Origin of the sequence: Alkaliphilus flagellatus (genome assembly GCF_018919215.1) — a bacterium.
GTDB lineage: Bacteria > Bacillota > Clostridia > Peptostreptococcales > Natronincolaceae > Alkaliphilus_B > Alkaliphilus_B flagellatus.
Genome location: NZ_JAHLQK010000001.1, coordinates 626,601 through 645,317, shown reverse-complemented (window position 1 = coordinate 645,317; position 18,717 = coordinate 626,601). Strand labels below are relative to the sequence as shown.

General features: G+C 31.7%; 17 protein-coding genes. 2 read left to right on the top strand and 15 right to left on the bottom strand.

The window, feature by feature from the left end; all coding sequences use genetic code 11:
• Positions 1-62: 62 nt before the first annotated feature.
• Positions 63-1,793 (top strand): CoA-disulfide reductase, encoded by a 1,731-nt coding sequence (locus tag KQI88_RS02920; RefSeq protein WP_216414851.1) that lies wholly within the window; start codon positions 63-65, stop codon positions 1,791-1,793.
• Positions 1,794-1,881: 88 nt separating this feature from the next.
• On the opposite strand, the gene mnmA is transcribed toward KQI88_RS02920, so the two are convergent.
• The 12 genes from mnmA to KQI88_RS02860 all read right to left on the bottom strand — a co-directional run bounded on the left by mnmA (position 1,882) and on the right by KQI88_RS02860 (position 13,780).
• The gene (gene mnmA, locus KQI88_RS02915; protein WP_216414850.1) at positions 1,882-2,982 is read right to left on the bottom strand and encodes a tRNA 2-thiouridine(34) synthase MnmA; all 1,101 of its coding nucleotides are present in this window, start codon (positions 2,980-2,982) and stop codon (positions 1,882-1,884) included.
• Positions 2,983-3,020: 38 nt separating this feature from the next.
• Positions 3,021-3,236 carry a hypothetical protein gene (locus KQI88_RS02910; RefSeq protein WP_216414849.1) on the bottom strand — a complete coding sequence of 72 codons (216 nt, stop codon included), beginning with the start codon at positions 3,234-3,236 and terminating at the stop codon, positions 3,021-3,023.
• A 119-nt stretch (positions 3,237-3,355) separates the two neighbouring features.
• Entirely contained in the window at positions 3,356-4,543 is a 1,188-nt protein-coding gene (locus KQI88_RS02905) for a coenzyme F420-0:L-glutamate ligase (protein WP_216414848.1), read from the bottom strand.
• Between the two features lie 149 nt (positions 4,544-4,692).
• The gene (locus tag KQI88_RS02900; RefSeq protein WP_216414847.1) at positions 4,693-5,610 is read right to left on the bottom strand and encodes a DMT family transporter; all 918 of its coding nucleotides are present in this window, start codon (positions 5,608-5,610) and stop codon (positions 4,693-4,695) included.
• Between the two features lie 136 nt (positions 5,611-5,746).
• Entirely contained in the window at positions 5,747-6,628 is an 882-nt protein-coding gene (locus KQI88_RS02895) for a YitT family protein (protein ID WP_216414846.1), read from the bottom strand.
• 385 nt (positions 6,629-7,013) lie between these two features.
• A complete protein-coding gene (locus KQI88_RS02890) occupies positions 7,014-7,784 on the bottom strand; it encodes a LytR/AlgR family response regulator transcription factor (protein WP_216414845.1) in 771 nt (256 codons plus the stop codon).
• Between the two features lie 15 nt (positions 7,785-7,799).
• Complete coding sequence (locus KQI88_RS02885) at positions 7,800-9,443, bottom strand: sensor histidine kinase (protein WP_246579090.1); 1,644 nt, start codon at positions 9,441-9,443, stop codon at positions 7,800-7,802.
• A 157-nt stretch (positions 9,444-9,600) separates the two neighbouring features.
• Complete coding sequence (locus tag KQI88_RS02880) at positions 9,601-10,761, bottom strand: pyridoxal-phosphate-dependent aminotransferase family protein (protein WP_216414844.1); 1,161 nt, start codon at positions 10,759-10,761, stop codon at positions 9,601-9,603.
• 46 nt (positions 10,762-10,807) lie between these two features.
• On the bottom strand, positions 10,808-11,155 hold the full coding sequence (locus KQI88_RS02875; protein WP_212379472.1) for a cupin domain-containing protein: 348 nt from the start codon (positions 11,153-11,155) through the stop codon (positions 10,808-10,810).
• Between the two features lie 31 nt (positions 11,156-11,186).
• Complete coding sequence (locus KQI88_RS02870; protein ID WP_212379474.1) at positions 11,187-11,879, bottom strand: LrgB family protein; 693 nt, start codon at positions 11,877-11,879, stop codon at positions 11,187-11,189.
• On the bottom strand, positions 11,872-12,237 hold the full coding sequence (locus KQI88_RS02865) for a CidA/LrgA family protein (RefSeq protein ID WP_216414843.1): 366 nt from the start codon (positions 12,235-12,237) through the stop codon (positions 11,872-11,874). The genes KQI88_RS02870 and KQI88_RS02865 overlap by 8 nt, the downstream gene beginning before the upstream one ends.
• Before the next feature lie 400 nt (positions 12,238-12,637).
• A complete protein-coding gene (locus tag KQI88_RS02860) occupies positions 12,638-13,780 on the bottom strand; it encodes a PQQ-binding-like beta-propeller repeat protein (RefSeq protein WP_216414842.1) in 1,143 nt (380 codons plus the stop codon).
• 535 nt (positions 13,781-14,315) lie between these two features.
• Here KQI88_RS02860 and KQI88_RS02855 point away from each other — a divergent pair.
• The gene (locus KQI88_RS02855) at positions 14,316-15,560 is read left to right on the top strand and encodes an L-lactate MFS transporter (RefSeq protein WP_216414841.1); all 1,245 of its coding nucleotides are present in this window, start codon (positions 14,316-14,318) and stop codon (positions 15,558-15,560) included.
• 50 nt (positions 15,561-15,610) lie between these two features.
• Here KQI88_RS02855 and KQI88_RS02850 read toward each other — a convergent pair whose 3' ends face one another.
• The 3 genes from KQI88_RS02850 to KQI88_RS02840 form a co-directional block, all read right to left on the bottom strand.
• On the bottom strand, positions 15,611-16,519 hold the full coding sequence (locus tag KQI88_RS02850; RefSeq protein WP_216414840.1) for a glycine betaine ABC transporter substrate-binding protein: 909 nt from the start codon (positions 16,517-16,519) through the stop codon (positions 15,611-15,613).
• A gap of 84 nt (positions 16,520-16,603) precedes the next feature.
• Complete coding sequence (locus KQI88_RS02845) at positions 16,604-17,449, bottom strand: ABC transporter permease (RefSeq protein WP_216414839.1); 846 nt, start codon at positions 17,447-17,449, stop codon at positions 16,604-16,606.
• Positions 17,439-18,632 carry a quaternary amine ABC transporter ATP-binding protein gene (locus KQI88_RS02840; RefSeq protein ID WP_216414838.1) on the bottom strand — a complete coding sequence of 398 codons (1,194 nt, stop codon included), beginning with the start codon at positions 18,630-18,632 and terminating at the stop codon, positions 17,439-17,441. The genes KQI88_RS02845 and KQI88_RS02840 overlap by 11 nt, the downstream gene beginning before the upstream one ends.
• Positions 18,633-18,717: the final 85 nt, after the last annotated feature.

Genomic DNA, 18,717 nt, shown 5'->3' with positions numbered 1-18,717 from the left:
CAATATATAAATTTAGAGTTTTATAATTTAATATATCATTTAAAGACTAGGAGGATTTTATGATGAGTAAAAAAGTAATTATTGTAGGTGGTGTAGCAGGCGGTGCTTCTACTGCTGCTAGATTACGAAGAATGGATGAAAATGCAGAAATTATTATGTTTGAAAGAGGAGAGTATATTTCCTTTGCTAACTGTGGTCTTCCTTATTATATTGGAAACATTATTGAAAAAAGAGAGGCTTTGTTAGTTCAAACTGCAGAAGGAATGTCAAAAAAGTTCAATATGGATATTCGTGTTCTAAGCGAAGTTATTAAAATAGATCCTTCCCAAAAGAAGTTAACTATTAAAAACTTAAAAACTAATGAAATATATGAAGAATCCTATGATATACTTGTTCTTTCACCTGGTGCTAATCCAATTAAACCACCTATCCCCGGAATAAATGAAGCTAAAAATCTGTTTACATTACGCAATATACCAGATACAGATGCTATTAAATCTTTTGTAGATACTAAAAAACCAAAGTCCGCAATAGTTATAGGTGGTGGTTTTATCGGTATTGAAATGGCAGAAAACTTACATCATAAAGGTATACATGTAACTCTTGTAGAAGCGGCTGATCAAATAATGGGACCTATCGACTACGAAATGGCTTCTATTTTGCATAATCATATAAAATCTAAGGGTATAGATCTAATCCTAGGTGATGGAGTTAAATCCTTTGAAAACCAAGGTAAAAAGTTGGTTCTACAAAGTGGAAAGGAAATAGAAACTGATCTAATTATATTTTCCATAGGTGTTAGGCCCGAAAACCAACTTGCTAAAGATGCAGGGTTGAAAGTTGGTGAAAGAGGGGGTATTCAAGTAAATGAATATCTTCAGACTTCAGATGAAAACATATATGCAATAGGAGACGCTATTGAAGTAGTAGATTTTATTAGCGGTAAACCAACCATGATTCCTCTGGCTGGCCCTGCTAATAAACAAGGTAGGATTGTAGCAGATAACATTTGCGGTAAATCTGAAAAATATGTTGGCACTATAGGAACTTCTGTAGCTAAAGTTTTTGATATGGCTGTGGCGTCCACTGGTAATAACGAAAAACTACTAAAAGCTAGAGGGGTTAAATATGAAGCAATTCATATACATCCAGGTTCCCATGCAGGTTATTATCCTGGTGCCTTCCCTATTTCTATGAAAATGCTATTTGATCCTGAAACTGGAAAAATTTTCGGCGCCCAAGCAGTTGGATATGATGGTGTTGAAAAAAGAATCGATGTTATTGCTACAGCTATAGCTGCTAATCTGAATGCTATGGATTTAAAAGAATTAGAATTATCCTATGCACCTCCATTCTCTTCTGCTAAAGATCCAGTTAATATGTTTGGATTTGTTGCTTCAAATATAATGAATGGACTAGTAAGTACTGTACAGTGGCATGAGATTGATAATATTGTAAAAGATGGTGGCATTTTAGTAGACGTTAGAGAAGCAGAAGAAAATGAATTAGGATTTATTAAAGGTTCTATACTAATACCACTTGGAGAGCTTAGAAGCCGCTTAGGAGAATTACCAAAAGATAAAACAATCCATATATACTGTCAAGTTGGTATTAGAGGATATAATGCTAGTAGAATATTGATACAAAATGGTTATACTGCTAAAAACCTAGATGGTGGATATAAAACTTATCAATGTGTATTTCCAAGTGATTCATCTAATGATTGTATTGCACAAATAGATGATTCTGGTGTTGCAAAGATAGATTGCTCAACTGGTGAGAAAAAACTTTAAATAATATTAAGTATATTAAAAATACACCTATGCACTGTAAAAATCCTAGTACAATTTAATTGTACTAGGATTTTTTAAACTTTAAATATTAATCTTCATTTAGTACTTTGTCAATAGTAGCTCCACCTAAGCATACAGCTCCATCATAAAATACAACTGCCTGTCCAGGGGTTATTGCTTTTTGAGGTTTATCAAATAATACCTTACACGTATTATCTTTTTCTATATGAACTGTTACACCTTGGTCTGCTTGTCGATATCTAAATTTAGCTGTACATTTAAACACAGATGGCTTCTGTTTTTCACTTACCCATTGAATATCTGTTGCTATAAGTCCGCTAGAATATAGACTAGGATGATTTTCACCCTGAGTAACATATAATATATTTTTCTCAAGATCTTTACTTACTACAAACCAAGGTTCGCCAGTTCCAGCTCCACCTATACCTAAGCCCTTTCTTTGTCCTAATGTGTAATACATTAACCCATCATGCTTACCCTTTATTTCTCCTTCTAAAGATCTAATCTCTCCTGGCTGTGCAGGAAGATAGTTGCTTAAAAACTCCTTAAAGTTTCTCTCTCCAATAAAACAAATTCCTGTACTATCCTTCTTAGTAGCCGTTGCAAGACCTCTATCTTTAGCAATTTGTCGAAGGTCTTTTTTTTGTAAATGTCCTATTGGGAACATTGCCTTTGAAAGTTGATATTGATTTAACTGATTTAAAAAATAGGTTTGATCCTTATTAGAGTCAGCACCTCTAAGTAATCTATATTCTCCATCATTAAAATCTACTTGAGCATAGTGTCCTGTTGCTAAATAATCTGCGCCTAGTTTTAACGCATGCTCTAAAAAAGCCTTAAATTTAATCTCTTTATTACACATTACATCTGGATTAGGTGTGCGACCATTTTTATATTCATCTAGAAAATAGGTAAATACTTTGTCCCAATATTCTTTTTCAAAGTTTACAGAATAGTATGGTATATCTATTTGATCACAGACTCTTCTTACATCTTCATAATCCTCTGCTGAAGTACAATATCCAAGATCGTCAGTTTCATCCCAATTTTTCATAAAAATACCCACTACATCGTATCCTTGTTCCTTTAACAATAAAGCTGCCACAGATGAGTCTACACCACCCGACATACCTATAACAACTCTTGTATCCTTTGGCTCTTTTTTCATATCTGTCGCCTCCCTTCTTAATAGCTTGAAGTCTTAGCTTATATTAAATCATCTAAATTAGGTGTCTCGTCAAAAATAAACTTTTCTCCATTATTTATAACTATACAAGGTATTCCTATAGATCCCTTTTTCTTAATTTCTTCAAACTCAGAATAATTATCCCTATATTTTAGAAATTGTTTTAAGTTAAACATACTATCTGTTATATCTAAGTAAGCATATTTAATATTTTTTTCCGAAAGAAACTCTTTCACCGGTGCACAGCCTGGTCAATGTTGACTTCCAAATACAATTATTTTTTTCATTTATGCTCCTCCTGTAAAGTTATATTTATTATTTTAGCACTTTTTACTCAAAAAGAGTAGCATAATTGCTACTCTTCTGCATAACTATCAAAATATCCTTGAATTAGTACTATTGGTGTTCCCTTATCTCCACTTCCACTTGTTAAGTCACATAGACTTCCTAAAAGATCCGTAATTTGTCTAGGAGTTGTTCCTAACTTCTGCCCTAAATGACCTTCATCATTACCTTTTTCTTTTATTTTTTTCTTAATAGCATCAGTCATCTCTTCACTACTTAAGTTGCTAAGTTCATTATCAGCAACATACTTTATTTTTATTTCATTAGGTGTTCCTTCTAGTCCCTTTGTGTATCCAGGAGATACTACTGGATCCGCTAACTCCCATATTTTACCCATTGGGTCTTTAAAAGCACCATCTCCATAAACCATAACTTCTATATGCTTACCAGTTTTTTCTTTTATTACTCTTTGAATATTTTCCACTGTATTTTGACAATTCTTAGGAAATAATTTTATTTTAGTATGCGTAGCTGTATTAGAACCAAGAAGACCATAGTCTGGATTAAATCCACTTCCATTTATAGATTCATTTAATACTTCATCTAAGCCATAAACATTTTTTGCTCCTGCATTTAATAGTAATTTTTTAGTTCTCTTTCTCTCATGTATATTAGCTACTAAAACATCCTTTGTATACTTTAATGCCGCCCTTGCATCATTTGCAAGAAATATTTCAATATTATTATCTACTGCAAGCTCTTTATACATTTGCACATAGTCTATTCCTGTAAATGGATGAGCTACCTTTTGTCCAAATAGTGATCTATATTTCTCTTCAGTTAAAACATCAGTATACGGATTAACACCAGCTTCATCCATCATATCAATATCCATTAAGTGGTTTCCTACCTCATCAGATGGATAATTTAAAAATAAGTATATCTTTTTACCGCTCATTGCTAATCCCTTTAGTATTAAAGAAAATCTATTTCTACTTAATATAGGAAAAACTACTGCAAAGTCTCCTTCGAACTTCCTATTAATATCTGCTGCAATATCATCAATATATGCATAATTCCCCTGTGATCTAGCTACTAGAGATTCTGTTATACCTATTACGTCCTTATCATTAAGTGTAAATTTTTCAGCATCTATGGACTTTAGAACTGAATCGACTACAATATTAACTAAGTCGTCTCCTTCTTTTATAATAGGAGCTCTAATTCCTCTAACTGTAGTACCTACTGTTCTTACCATCTAAACATCTCTCCTTTTAGGTTATATAGTAAAACCTGAATATTAATGACTTAATTAATCATTAATATACGTATCTATGAATATCTTCTATCATATTATAACATTTATAGTTCATGTTTGGTAGTTTTTTTATAAAAAAACATTTCTGGTTACATAACATTTGAATGCTCACTAATGCTATTTTCTTTATTTGCTTTTAGTTGCTCTTTTATTATTCCATAAATAGACATAACTATTAAAATAGTTCCTAATATAATATTAATCGTGATCTTCTCTTTAAAGATTATAGTACTTAGCACTATACTTGTAATAGGTTCAAAGGTACTAAGTATTGATGTGTTAGATGAACCAATTAGTTTTACAGCTATTATAAAGGTGACTAGACCATATATAGAAGAGACTGCAATAAATACTGTAGGTACTAATGAAATAAATTGTATCTCAAAGCTTATAGTTTTTGTTATTATACCAAATAGGACAATACCTATAGATGAAAATAAAGAAACATAAAAGGTTAAAAGTAAGCTTTCTATATTTTTAATTTTACTATGGGCTATTGATAAAATATATATTGAATAAAACGCCCCTGATGCAAGCGCTAGTATTACCCCAGTAAAATTATGGTTCACATCTCCAAACCCTACCAGGATATATATTCCTCCTATAGAAAGTATTAAAGAAACAACCTTTATAGTGCTTAGACTTTCTTTAAATAGTATAAAGGATAAAAATATAACTAATGATGGATATATAAAATGGAGTATAGTAGCAAGTCCCGGTGAAATGTATGTAAAGGATGAAAATAATGTTAAGGCAGTTGCTGCATACCCAATAAGAGAGGCGAAAATCATACTAGGAATAATCTCTTTATTTATTTTGAAACTTACTTTTTTAATTAAGAAATAAACAAAAAGTATAATAGTTGAGAAAAGAAATCTATAAAATACAACCGTTATAGAACTTGCACCACCTTTATATGCAAGTGTTGCAAAAATTGGTAAAATCCCTAAAGTAATAGCTGATACTACTGCATAAACTACTCCCTTTGTTTTTTGTCTAATTCCCATATAATTACCTCCTTTATATTTAAACCATTATCTATTTTCATTATACATTATTTAACACTTAAGTTTGATAACTTCAATAATATATATGCACAAAAAAATGAACCCATAAGAGTCCATTTTTTATAGTTCTATATTTTTATATTCCTATATTTCTAAAACCAGTACCTTGTACCTCTTGAATACTTTGAATAGTCATAAAGGCTTTAGGGTCATGTTGTTCTATTATTTCCTTTAGTTTTGCAATTTGTGTGGTAGTTAATATACAGTAAATAACTTTTTTATTAGATTTTGAATATCCTCCTTCAGCCTGTAAAAAGGTTACTCCTCTATTTAGTTTATCCATTATTACTTCTGCCATTTCTTCTGCTTTATCTGATACAATCATTACATTTTTCTTTTGATCTAATCCTTCTTGCACCTTATCTACAATTTTATATGCAACATACATAGCTATTAATGTATACATAGCGGGTTTTAATCCAAATAATGTTGAGGCTACGGCAACAATAACAGTGTTGAATAGCATTAGTCCAGTTCCTACATTAATATTGTATTTCTTTTTAAAGATTGCAGCTATAATATCTAGTCCACCTTGACTAACTCGACTTCTAAATAATATACCCATTCCTACACCATTCAAAATAGCTCCAAATATTGCAGCTAAAATAATATCATCTAAAACTATATACTTATCTATACCTGTTGTAATTTCCATTAAAAACGATAAGAAGAACATTGATATAAAGCTATACGCCGCAAACTCCTTATCAACTATTCTCATCCCTATTAAAAATATAGGAATATTTATTAAAAATATTAAAAATCCAGTAGGAATTTGTGTTAAATAGTAAATCATAATAGATACTCCACCAACACCACCGCTAAGTAGCTTATTTGGTATAAAAAATCCATTTATAGCAATTGAGCATAATAAATTACCCAAAATAATGGCTCCTATTTTATTCATATTAATCGAAATATTTTTTGAGCTTAAAAAAGCTCTTTTTGTAGATTCCAAAGTAAATACCTCTCTTTTATTTTATTTTATTAATTGTTACAACTCATTATACTAATATGAATTTTTTCTTTCAATATTCATAAAAATAGATCTATCCCTTCTATCACTCATTTCAAAGGATATACTGTATTAAACTACGAATTATACGCCTAATCGCCCTATTGCTACTAATTGACAGAAGCATATTATTAACATTTAATAAACAAAATACAATAGCAAAAAAAAAAACTATTAATTTAAAAATATGTTCTGTAAATGTGATAAAATAGCCAATAGAGCATTATTCAAGAAATAATGCTCTATTTATAATTATCTGTAATGCGAAAATGGTTCCTATTAAACTTGCTAAATATTTTTATATTTATGATGAAATTTTTCTTGCTATTTAGCTTATATTCATTATTATCCTAAAATCTTTTATTTTACTTCGGCTTACGGGTATCTTTTCCTCAACATTCTTAAGTTCTATTAAATATGTGGAGTTAAACCAAGGCACAATCTCTTCTATAAAATCTAAATTTATTAGAAAGCTTTTGTGGGTTCTGAAAAAATTTTGGTAGTTCAACTTCTCTTCAAGCTGGCTTAAAGTATTATTAAATTCAAATATACCCTTAGTAGATATTATTAAGGTATTTCGCTCTTCAACAGTTGCATATACTATTTCCGATGGATCTACTGGTATTAGTTTTCCATTACTGTAAATAGAAATTTTGGATACCTTGTTTTGCTTATGGCTATTAAAAGTATTAATTAAATTCTCTATCTGTTTTCCATAGCTAATATTTTTAGTCTCATATATCATATATGAAACTCTTTTTATACTTTTTTCTAGTCTTTCTTTAGCTGTAGGCTTTAATAAATAATCTATGGCATTTACTTCAAAAGCTTCTACTGCAAATTCTTCGAAGGCAGTAACAAATATGATTAAGGGCACATATCCTTCTTTAATTATTTTTTCAGCAACTTCTATACCACTCATCTTTGGCATATGTATATCTAGAAAAATAACGTCAGGTTTTAGTTTCCGATTTAGCTCTATTGCTTCAAATCCATAGGCAGCTTCCCCTATAACTTCTATATCTTTGAGCTGTTGCAATAAAAACCTCAGCTCCTTCCTTGCTGGTAACTCATCATCCACAATCAAGCACCTTATCATAAGACTCTCCCCTTATCATTTAGGAATTCTAACTATTACTGTGGTTCCTTTGTCAACCTGGCTATATATTTCAAGAGCATTTTTTTCGCCGTATTTATTTTTCAACCTATTATTAACATTAATTAATCCTATTGAATCATTTTGTAATTTATTATCAAACAATGAATCTAAAAAACTTTTTTCCATACCAACACCATTATCTTTTATAACTATAACTGTTTCATCTTCATTATCTGTAGCCTTCACTTCAATATTGCCTCCTTCAATCTTTTCTAATATACCATGTTTTATTCCATTCTCTACTATAGGCTGAAGTATTAAAGGTGGTAATACACAATTTATATTATTAGGTATATCAAACTTTACATTTAATTTATCTCCAAACCTTGCTTGTTCTATCTCTATATAAGACTCTATATGCTCTATCTCTTCAAATAAATTTACTTCTTCTACATTCTTCTGTAGATTTTTTCTAAAATAGGATCCAAGATGTATCAGTAGCTCCCTTGCCCTATCAGGATTTGTCCTAGTAAATGATACTATGGTATTAATTGCATTGAATAAAAAATGAGGATTTATCTGAGCCTGTAATGCCCTAAGTTCAGCCTTTGACAACAATTTGGATTGATAATCTATTTTACTCAATTCTATTTGAGTGGAAAATAGCAATCCCAGACCTAAAGCAAGCTCTAAATCTACCTGAGTAATTGAATCTTCCTTATCCTTGTAGAGTTTTAAGGTTCCTATAGTCTCATTTTCTTCTTTTAGAGGCACTATTATGGCAGATTTCAACTTGCAGCAGTCATAACTACAACCAATTTCGTCCTTAGTACCTGCTACTTGGTATACTCCTGTATTTACAACATCCTTGGTAAGGCTTGTCATTATATTATCCCCAGATTTATGATGGTCTTCTCCTAAACCAACGTGGGCCAATATATTTTCCTTATCAGTGAAGGCAACCCCTTTAATAGCTGTCATATCCTTAATAATCTTAGCTGTTTCTAATGCTGTTTCTAATGCTGTTTCTCTATTAAAACCCTTTCTAAAATATTTAAGGGTCCTATTTGCAATTTTTAGTGCCATTTGAGCTTGATAAGCTGCAGCTCTTTCTTGATCTGTAAAAACACTATCTACTATAGCTATAAATATGGCTACTCCTAAGGCATTGGTTACTGTTACAGGAATGACAATGATTTTAACTAATTTAAGGGCTTCATCAAATGGCCTTGAAAATAATAAAATAGCTCCCAATTCAATTAGCTCTGGTATTATTGCAGTTATCATAGCAAATAGCCATTTATTATTGTTTTTGTGAAACTTCTTGCTTAACAATCCAGAAATTATTCCTGCTAGAACAGTTGAAATTGTACAAGGAATTGTTGTAAACCCTCCTATGTCAATTATCCATCTATGTAGTCCAGCTATTAGTCCAGATATAATCCCTACAGTTGGTCCCCCCAAAAGCCCACCCACAATTATACCAATAATCCTAGAATTTGCTAAAGCTCCATCTATAGGTATTCCTATATAGGTCCCTATTATTCCAAACATTCCAAAAATCATTGATAAAATAAGTTTATCATTTCTACTAATATTGTTTTTTGTAACTAAGTTCCTTATTAATTTAATCTTTGATACTATAAAAGCTAGTATCATAATTATTCCAATCCTATTGATGAGATTACTAAATATATCAATTATCAGTGTTAGCTCTCCTTTCTGTTAATTTATTATCAATTTAATCATATTACAATTATGGTATTAATGGCAAAGGAGAATAAGCCTTATTACTGCCTATCCTCCTTAATATACATTATTCAGATTTACCTTGCTTTAGTAATTCCTTCATTAAAATACCTACACCTTTACCTAGCTCTACATCTTTACCACTTCTATATAATGCTCTTTCTATAGTTGCAATTACAGATACCATATCATGAATGTCTATATTACCCATGTGTCCTAATCTAAACATTTTACCTGCATAGGCTCCAAGTCCACCAGCAACGACAATACCCTCTTCAGCTAATACTTTTCTAAATTCTACATCATCAATACCTTCCATATATAGTACGTTGGATAGGGTCACCGCTCTACATTCTTTCTGTGCAAGTAAGTTAAATCCTAGACCCTCTAAAGCAGCTTGCATTGCCCTTGCATTTTTTTCATGTCTCTTATATCTATTTTCCAGCCCTTCTTCTTTAATAAGTCTGACAGACTCTTTTAAGGCCCAAATAAGATTTATAGCTGGTGTAGCAAAGTATTTTGAAGGATCTTGCATTATTGGTAACCATTTTTCGAAATCTATATAATACTCTGGTATAGTACCTAATGCTTTTCTTCTTTCTAATGCTCTAGGTCCCGCCCATACAATTGCAAGTCCTGGCGCAACACCAAAAGCTTTTTGTGTTCCTGTAAGTAATACGTCAATTTTCATTTCATCCACGTATTCAGGTTCTGCAGCAGTAGCGCAAACTCCATCTACTATAAATAAAGTATCTTCGAATTTACTGATTACTTCTCCAATTTCTTTAATAGGTGCAGCTACTCCTGTAGCAGTATCAACATGAGTTGCAGTAACAGCTTTATAGTTTTTCTCTTTTAATTTTGCTTCAATGTCTGCTACTGGTACAATTGTACCCCATTCACTTCCAATTATATCAACATTGATACCTTTTCTTTTACACAAATCAATAAATCTGTCACCGAAGAATCCTTGAGATACGATAAGTAGGTTGTCACCAGCTTTTAAGGTGTTAGCAATTGCCATTTCCATAGCCATTGTACCTGTACCCGCAATTACAAATACTTCACCTGATGTTCCCCACATTTCCTTCATATCTGTTAATAGGTCTTTGTAGTCCTTAACGAAATCTGGATCTCCAAATGCAACTGTCTCTCTACCCATTTGATCCTGAATAGATCTAACTACAGGTGTTGGTCCAGGAATCATAACTAGTTTTTTAGTTTTCATATATATCTACCTCCTAAATTTTATATGGTTTATTAAATGCTTATCATTAAACGTTGTGAATTAAACCTATAAATTCCAAGTCAGAATCTCCAGTATTTTTAATTGAATGACCTTCTCCACTTCTACAAAGAGTAAAGTCACCTGCTTGTATTTCTACCTCGTTACCGTTGTCACTATATAATGCTTTACCTTTTAATATGTAATATGCTTCTTGCTCTCCTTCATGTTTATGGAATCCAATAGAATTTCCTGACTCTATAATATGTCTTGCATACAATCTTCCTTTTCCACAGAAATCTTCTGATTCAAATAAATGAACTCTGTTTATGTCTCCGTCACCTTTCATTAGGTTTGTAACTACGTCTGTTCTTAATTCTCCTGCTCTTTTAATCATAATATTTCCCCCTTAAATTATTTTTTTAAAATTAAGATAATATTTGAAGTAATAAGGGTGCTAAGAAAACTGTGAATAGACCTGCCACACTTATTGCAAGAGATCCCATTGCGCCCTGAACCTCTCCCATTTGCATAGCCTTTGCAGTCCCAATAGCATGGGAGGCTGTACCTAAAGCTATACCAGCTGCAACTTCGTCTTTTATTCTGAAAAGCTTAATTAAAATTGGTCCTAGAACATTTCCTGTTATACCTGTAAGTACTGTTACAGCTATAGTTAAAGCAGGAATACCTCCGATTTGCTTTGAAATTTCTGATGAAATAGCTGCTGTTACAGATTTAGGAAATAATGATATTGCAACAGGATCTACTATACCAATTAATTTATTTAGATAAAATACTCCAACTAATGCAGTAACACAACCAACAAATATACCAACTACAACAGCAATACCACTTTCTTTTAATTTATTTATTTGTTTATACAGTGGAATTGCTAATACTACGGTTGTAGGCCCTAGAAGGAAGCTGATTATACTTCCACCCTTATTATAAACATCATACTCAATACCAGTAGCCATTAATAAAGCAATTATTAAGCCTATAGCAATAAGCAGTGGATTTAAAAGTGGTTGTTTAGTCTTTTTATTTATTAAAACTCCAATTTCATAAGCTACAAGCGTAATAAGAATTCCAAAGACTGGCACGTTTACTAAATCAAGCATTTATCTTCTCCTCCTTTTTACCACCTTTTAAAGCTTGAACTGTTAAGCCAGTAACAGTGATGACTATAGAAGTTGATATCACAATAAGAATTAAAATTTGTAACCATTGATCTTTAATAAGATCTAAAGATGCTATTAGTCCAACTCCACCCGGAATAAAAAGAAATGTCAGATGATCTAAAAGGAATTGACCTACAGCGTCAATTTGTTCAAGCTTTACAATTCCTGTAAGAAGTAATATTAAGACAAAAATCATTCCTAAAACTGTTGCAGGTATAGGAAATTTTGTTAATGTTTGAAAAATATGTCCTGCAAAGAAAATACCGCATATTATTGCTAATTGCTTTAAAAGTTTCAATACTCTCACCCCATTCTAATTGTTCAATACCCCTTCGATTAACCCTCTTTTAAATGTAAATATATTTTAACTAATCTTGACTTATCAACTCCTTTTGCTTATTTTTTAACGAGTAAATCTTCTAATACTTCTAGTCTAATACTCTTCTAGTTAATAAAATAATATAATTTGTTTGTTGAAAAAAATACACTTCATGGGTAAGATAACAAAAATCATGGTTGAAATACATTTTTCAAACCATGATTTTCGTATTAATTATTAAATTAACTAGTCTTTGATTATAACTAACTTTTAGTGCTTAAATGCAGTTATAATATTAATTAATTTTGATTAAACAAAACTCCCCAATCATAATAATTGATAAGGGAGTTTTTAATAAATTATTTATTATATGCTATCTTTATTTAGCGTTCGCATAAGCCTCTGCAACAGCAGCTATATAACCTTCAACAGTTACAGTTACAGTTGATGTAAGTTCTGGTATATCTGGCACATGTTTGTGAGATTCGTCACGTTCTTTAACCTTTAAAGCCTTAATTTCGTCTACACTCTTACCAACCATCCACTTTTCAAACTCTGCAATCTGTTCAAACCATTCCTTACCAATTGTAGATGCTTTTTTCATGCCATATGCATCACCAAGCTCAATCTTAGTTTTAATTTCTGCATTTTTATCTGTAGTTATTATACCTTTATTATCAAATTGAACTTTAGTTTGCGCATTATCAATTATAGTTCCTACAACTTTACCATCTTTATCGAAAGCCGTTGCAGCCATCACTGTGTCAACTTGTGCAACTGGTAGAGTTTCTTTGCCGTCTTTAACTTCAAGTCCCTTGGACTTACCTATTGAAATTTCATGTCCAAGACCTAGTTTTTCGGCACCTGAACCAATTTCAACTGCAGTTTTGTATGCTTCTTCAACAGCTGCTATATAACCTTCAACGGTTACAGTTACAAGTGATGTAAGTTCTGGTACATCCGGTACACTCTTGTGAGATTCATCACGTTCTTTAACTTTCATAGACTTAATCTCATCTACAGTCTTACCTATCATCCATTTTTCAAGCTCTTCAATCTGCTGATACCATTCTTTTTTAATTTCTGAAGCTTTAACCATTCCATAATCGTCTTTTAGCTCAACCTTGGTTTTATTCTCAGCCGTTAAATCAGAAGTTACTTTAAGATCTTTGTCGAAGTTTACTTTAGTTTGAGCAGTATCAATAGTTACTTTAACCACTTTACCATCTTTGTCGAATCCAACAGCAGCAATAACTGTATCAACCTGACCTACTGGAAGAATATCTTTGCCATCTTTATCTACTGCAAGATCTTTAGATTTGCCAATAGATGTGCTATGACCAAGACCTATCTTTACAATATTCCCATCCTTTGAAGAAGTATCTTCTACAGGCTTGTTCTCATTTGGAGAAGTATTTTCCGCAGGTGGTGTGTCATTTGAAGATGTATTCTTTGGTGTACATCCCGCTAACATAGAAACCATTAAAATAAGTACTAGAAAGATCGAAAAAACTTTTTTCATGTTTCTCCCTCCACTTTTTAAGTAAATTTTACTACTATTTGATTATATCAGATAGTTAAATAATAGACAATATATTTTTCTATTAATTAATTATTCTTATTATTCAGTACATTTTACTTTATAGTTAACTATACAAACAAGTTCATTTTATATATAAACAATATTAATTCAACAGCAGTGTTTTGAAGAATTATGTCGTATTTAAACGTTTTTTGTCTTTTTTTGTATTATCTATTTATTATATATAATTTAAGATTTTAGAATATAAGATTTACATATAAATTCCATTAAATATTGCATTTTTAAAAATAATCGTTAAAAATATAATCATTTTACCATCTTTCCTGTATACCTATAATTAATAGACTACAGAACATTTTTATTAGTTTAGTATGTAGCTACTAATATCTTTTAAATATCCTTTTTAATTAATACTTTCATTATATACCTTTCTACTCTAATTTTATTTGTATATAGTTAATCTTAATGTTATAATATTCTGGAAATAATCATTTTTTTACCGAGGAGTGCTCATATGGATAATATTAATCAATCTAAAAAATTTCAAGTACTAGGAGCAGCAACGGGAATTAATTTTTTAGCAGGTATTTTGTATATTTGGAGCGTTATAAGTAAAAGTCTAATTAGTCAGTTGAGTTGGTCTAGTAAGGAAGCATCTCTACCTTATACAATTTCAACAGTATTTTTTGTAATTGCTATGGTTATATTTGGCAAGCTTCAAGATGCTAAAGGTCCAAGACTAACAGCAACTATAGGAAGTATACTAATGGGTTTAGGCCTTATTCTATCCGGTATTACTACCAGTCCTACAGTAATGATATTAACATTTGGAATAATAGCTGGTTCTGGCATTGGTATTATAAACGTATCTACTACCCCTCCTTCCGTAAAGTGGTTTCCACCTGATAAAAAGGGGCTAATTACAGGAATTGTAGTTGCAGGTGTAGGCTTTTCATCTATATTTTACTCTCCAATTGCAAATTATTTACTTGATACGGTAGGCATTTCAAAAACCTTTATTTACATAGGTACGGGAGCATTGGTTCTTTCTATTCTACTTGCTCAAATTCTAAAGAATCCACCAGCAGGCTATGCTTTTAAAGAGCAGAATAAATTCAAAACTACAAAGGTAAACATAGGTAATTCTAGTATGAATTCTACTTGGAGAGAGATGTTAAAGACCAAAACTTTCTATAAATTATGGATAATGTTAGCTTTCTCCTCGTCGGCAGGACTTATGATTATAGGCCATATATCTAATATTGCAAAGATACAGGTTAATTGGGACAATGGTTTTTTATTAGTTATATTTCTAGCCATATTCAATACTTTAGGGAGAATTCTCGGAGGTAGTATTTCTGATAAACTTGGACGAGTGAATTTAATGAGGATAATATTTATACTCCAAGGATTAAACATGTTCTTTTTTTCTAAGTATTTAAATATTGGTCTAATAGCGACAGGTGTAGCTATAGCAGGCCTATGTTATGGAGCAGGTTTTTCTGTATTTCCTGCTACAGTTTCAGATTTATATGGTATAAAAAACTTTGGAATAAACTATGGATTAATGTTTACAAGTTGGGGATTAGGTGGAGTTATAGGTCCAATGACTGGTGCTATTATATTAGACTCTACAAATAGCTATAATATAGCTTACATTGTAGCTTTTATATTATTAGTAATATCAACTGTAATAACATTTACATTTAAATCTCCAACCGAAATATCTGAACCTAATCTTATTAAAGAAAATATATGAAGGTATATATAAAAATAGGCCTATTAATAGGCCTATTTTTACTTAATAATCTATTTAGCTAAATCTTCTATAGAATCAATTTTCATATAAGCAGGAACAGCTAAACCTATCTTTGCTCCTTCTAAGTTTGGACCTAAATCTTCTACTTGATCATTGTAGTCTGCCATATATTTTTCATGAGTTCCTGGTAACCACGCTGCAACAATAGCATCTACATCTCCACTGGCTACTGCAGCCCACATTGGTCCGGCTTCCACCTGTGTAAGTGTAACATTATATCCCATATCCTCTAATACTTTTCCGATAACATTAGTAGATGCAATTTCTGAGTCCCAAGCAACATAAGCAAGTTTAATTTTTTCTCCATCTACTTTGTGTGCACCGTCTGTCCACTCACTTACTTTATCTTGATTGTCATTAATCCATTGTGTTGCAACTTCGACTACATTTTCTCCCTCATTAACTTTAAGCATAACAGATTCCATATCCTCTGGAGTCCAATAAAATTGATCTAAGATTTTATGAGCATTTGACATATCTTCTTTTAATTTCAAGCGCGTAATTGTATGAATCTTCTCTTCTCCACCAAAGGATCCCTTAGGATCATCTAAATATTTTAAGTCATATTTAGCAAATTTCCAATGTGGTGTCCAAGCAGTAATTATAATAGGCTTATTATTTTCAATTGCATCTCCAAGAGCTTGAGTCATAGCAGCTCCAGAACTAGTTTGTACCTTGAAATCTAAATCATAATCTTCAACAGCCTTTTCAGCAGCCTGTACTACTCCTGCACCAGCATCTATACCTATAATTTTATAATCTACTTGTTGCCCCAATGTTTTTTCGGAATTTTTATTCGATGTACCATTCTTCCCACTATTGCTACTACAACCTACTATAGTTAAAACTAATATAGTGCATACTACTACACTAAGTTTCTTCCATTTGTTTTTAATCATTAATTTTTTCCTCCTTTTATTTTCTACTATTGCTTGCTGAAAATTATAACAAACAATGGATAATAGTATATAAGAATTAACTTCTTAAGAATGTTTTTGTATGTTTAGTGCTTGGGTAATACGATCTAATACTATAGCTAATATTACAATAGATAGTCCAGATGCAAAGCCTTGTCCAGCTTCATTTCTTGTAACAGCTCTGAAGACTTCAACTCCAAGACCTTCAGCACCTATCATTGAAGCTATAACAACCATAGATAATGCTAACATAATTGTTTGGTTAATACCTGCCATTATCGTATTTTTTGCCATTGGAAGTTGAACCTTAAATAGTTTTTGCATGCCAGTGGATCCAAAGGCATCTGCTGCTTCAATTAGTTCTGTAGAAACCTGTCGAATGCCTAGGTTGGTTAATCGAACAACTGGGGGCATTGCAAATATAACCGATGCAATAATTCCTGGTACCATTCCTATCCCAAAAAAAGAAACTGCTGGTATTAAATAAACAAAGGCAGGCATAGTTTGCATAAAGTCTAATATAGGAGTTACTATATCTTGTATTATTTTATTTCTTGACATCCAAATTCCAAGAGGAACACCAATTATAATTGATATTAAACTAGCTGTTAAAACTAATGAAAGAGTTAGCATAGTATCTTCCCAATACCCAAGATTTTGTATTAATAGTAACCCAAGTAAAACAAATATAGGTAATCCCCATTTTCTCTTAGTTATAAATATAGTTATTCCTACAATAATAATAACAAAAAGTAATGGTGGGATAGTTGTTAATATTTCGCTTAATCCACTTACAAATCCATCCAGCAAAGTCTTAATTGGGCTAAAAAACCACTGAGCATCTTTTCTTAACCATGCTACAAGCAGATCAGCCCATTTAACTAGGGGTATTTGGGGTATGTTAGTCATCATCTTTCACCTCATTTCCTGCAAGAGCTGCTAGTACAGCTCCACGGACGATAATTCCTTTTAATATTTTGTCTTCAACAACAGCTACCGGAACTGGAGAATTGTGTATTACCTCAAATAAATCATTTAATGATAAATCCGGTGAAACCTTAGGAATATCTGTCTCCATTACATCGTAAATATTTTTATTTCCATCCTTTACAGCCTTAGAGGCCGCATCTGCAGTCACAACTCCAAGAAGCTGTTTATTTTTATTAATAACATAAATACTTGAAATTCCAACTTGTTTCATACGCTGTAATGCAACTCGTGGACCATGTTTTTCAACATCGATAGTTTCTGGACGTTTCATAACATGTTGTGCAGAAAGGACCTTAGACCTATCAACATCTTCCACAAACTTTTCTACATATTCATTTGCAGGATTCGTCATAATTTCCTCTGGGGTACCAACTTGTACAATTACTCCATCTTTCATTAATGCAATTCTGTCTCCAATTCTAAGTGCCTCATCTAAGTCATGGGTTATAAATATAATTGTTTTTTGCATAGATGATTGTAACTCTACAAGTTCATCTTGCATTTCTTTTCTAATTAGTGGATCAAGTGCTGAAAAGGCTTCATCCATTAATAAAATATCTGGATCATTAGCTAAAGCTCTTGCAAGACCTACCCTTTGTTGCATTCCCCCCGATAATTGACTAGGGTATTGATCTTCATATCCTTCTAGCCCTACCATTTTTAACGAATTAATAGCTTTCTCATAAATCTCCTTTTTATCCATACCTTGTACTTCTAATCCATATCCAGCATTTTCTAAAATAGTACGATGGGGAAATAATCCAAACTTTTGAAAAACCATACTTAATTTTTTTCTTCTAGTTTCTCTTAGTTTATATTTATCCATTTGGGCTAAATCTTCACCATCTACTAGTACACTGCCTGCACTCGGCTCGATTAGGCGATTAATTAATCTAATAAGAGTAGACTTTCCACTTCCTGATAATCCCATAATCACAAAAATTTCTCCAGAGTATACTTCAAAGGATACGCGATTTACACCTACGGTCATTCCTGTTTCTTTTAAAATCTCCGTTTTTGTTTTTCCTTGTTCTAACAGCTGCATACCTTGCTTTGGGCTTCTACCAAAGACCTTTGTCAATCCTTTTACTTCAATTTTTAGCATATATTCACCTCATTTATTGTTTAACATTTGATATTAGTTATAAGCTCGTCTATTTAGTTTTACAGCCTATTTATATATTATACTA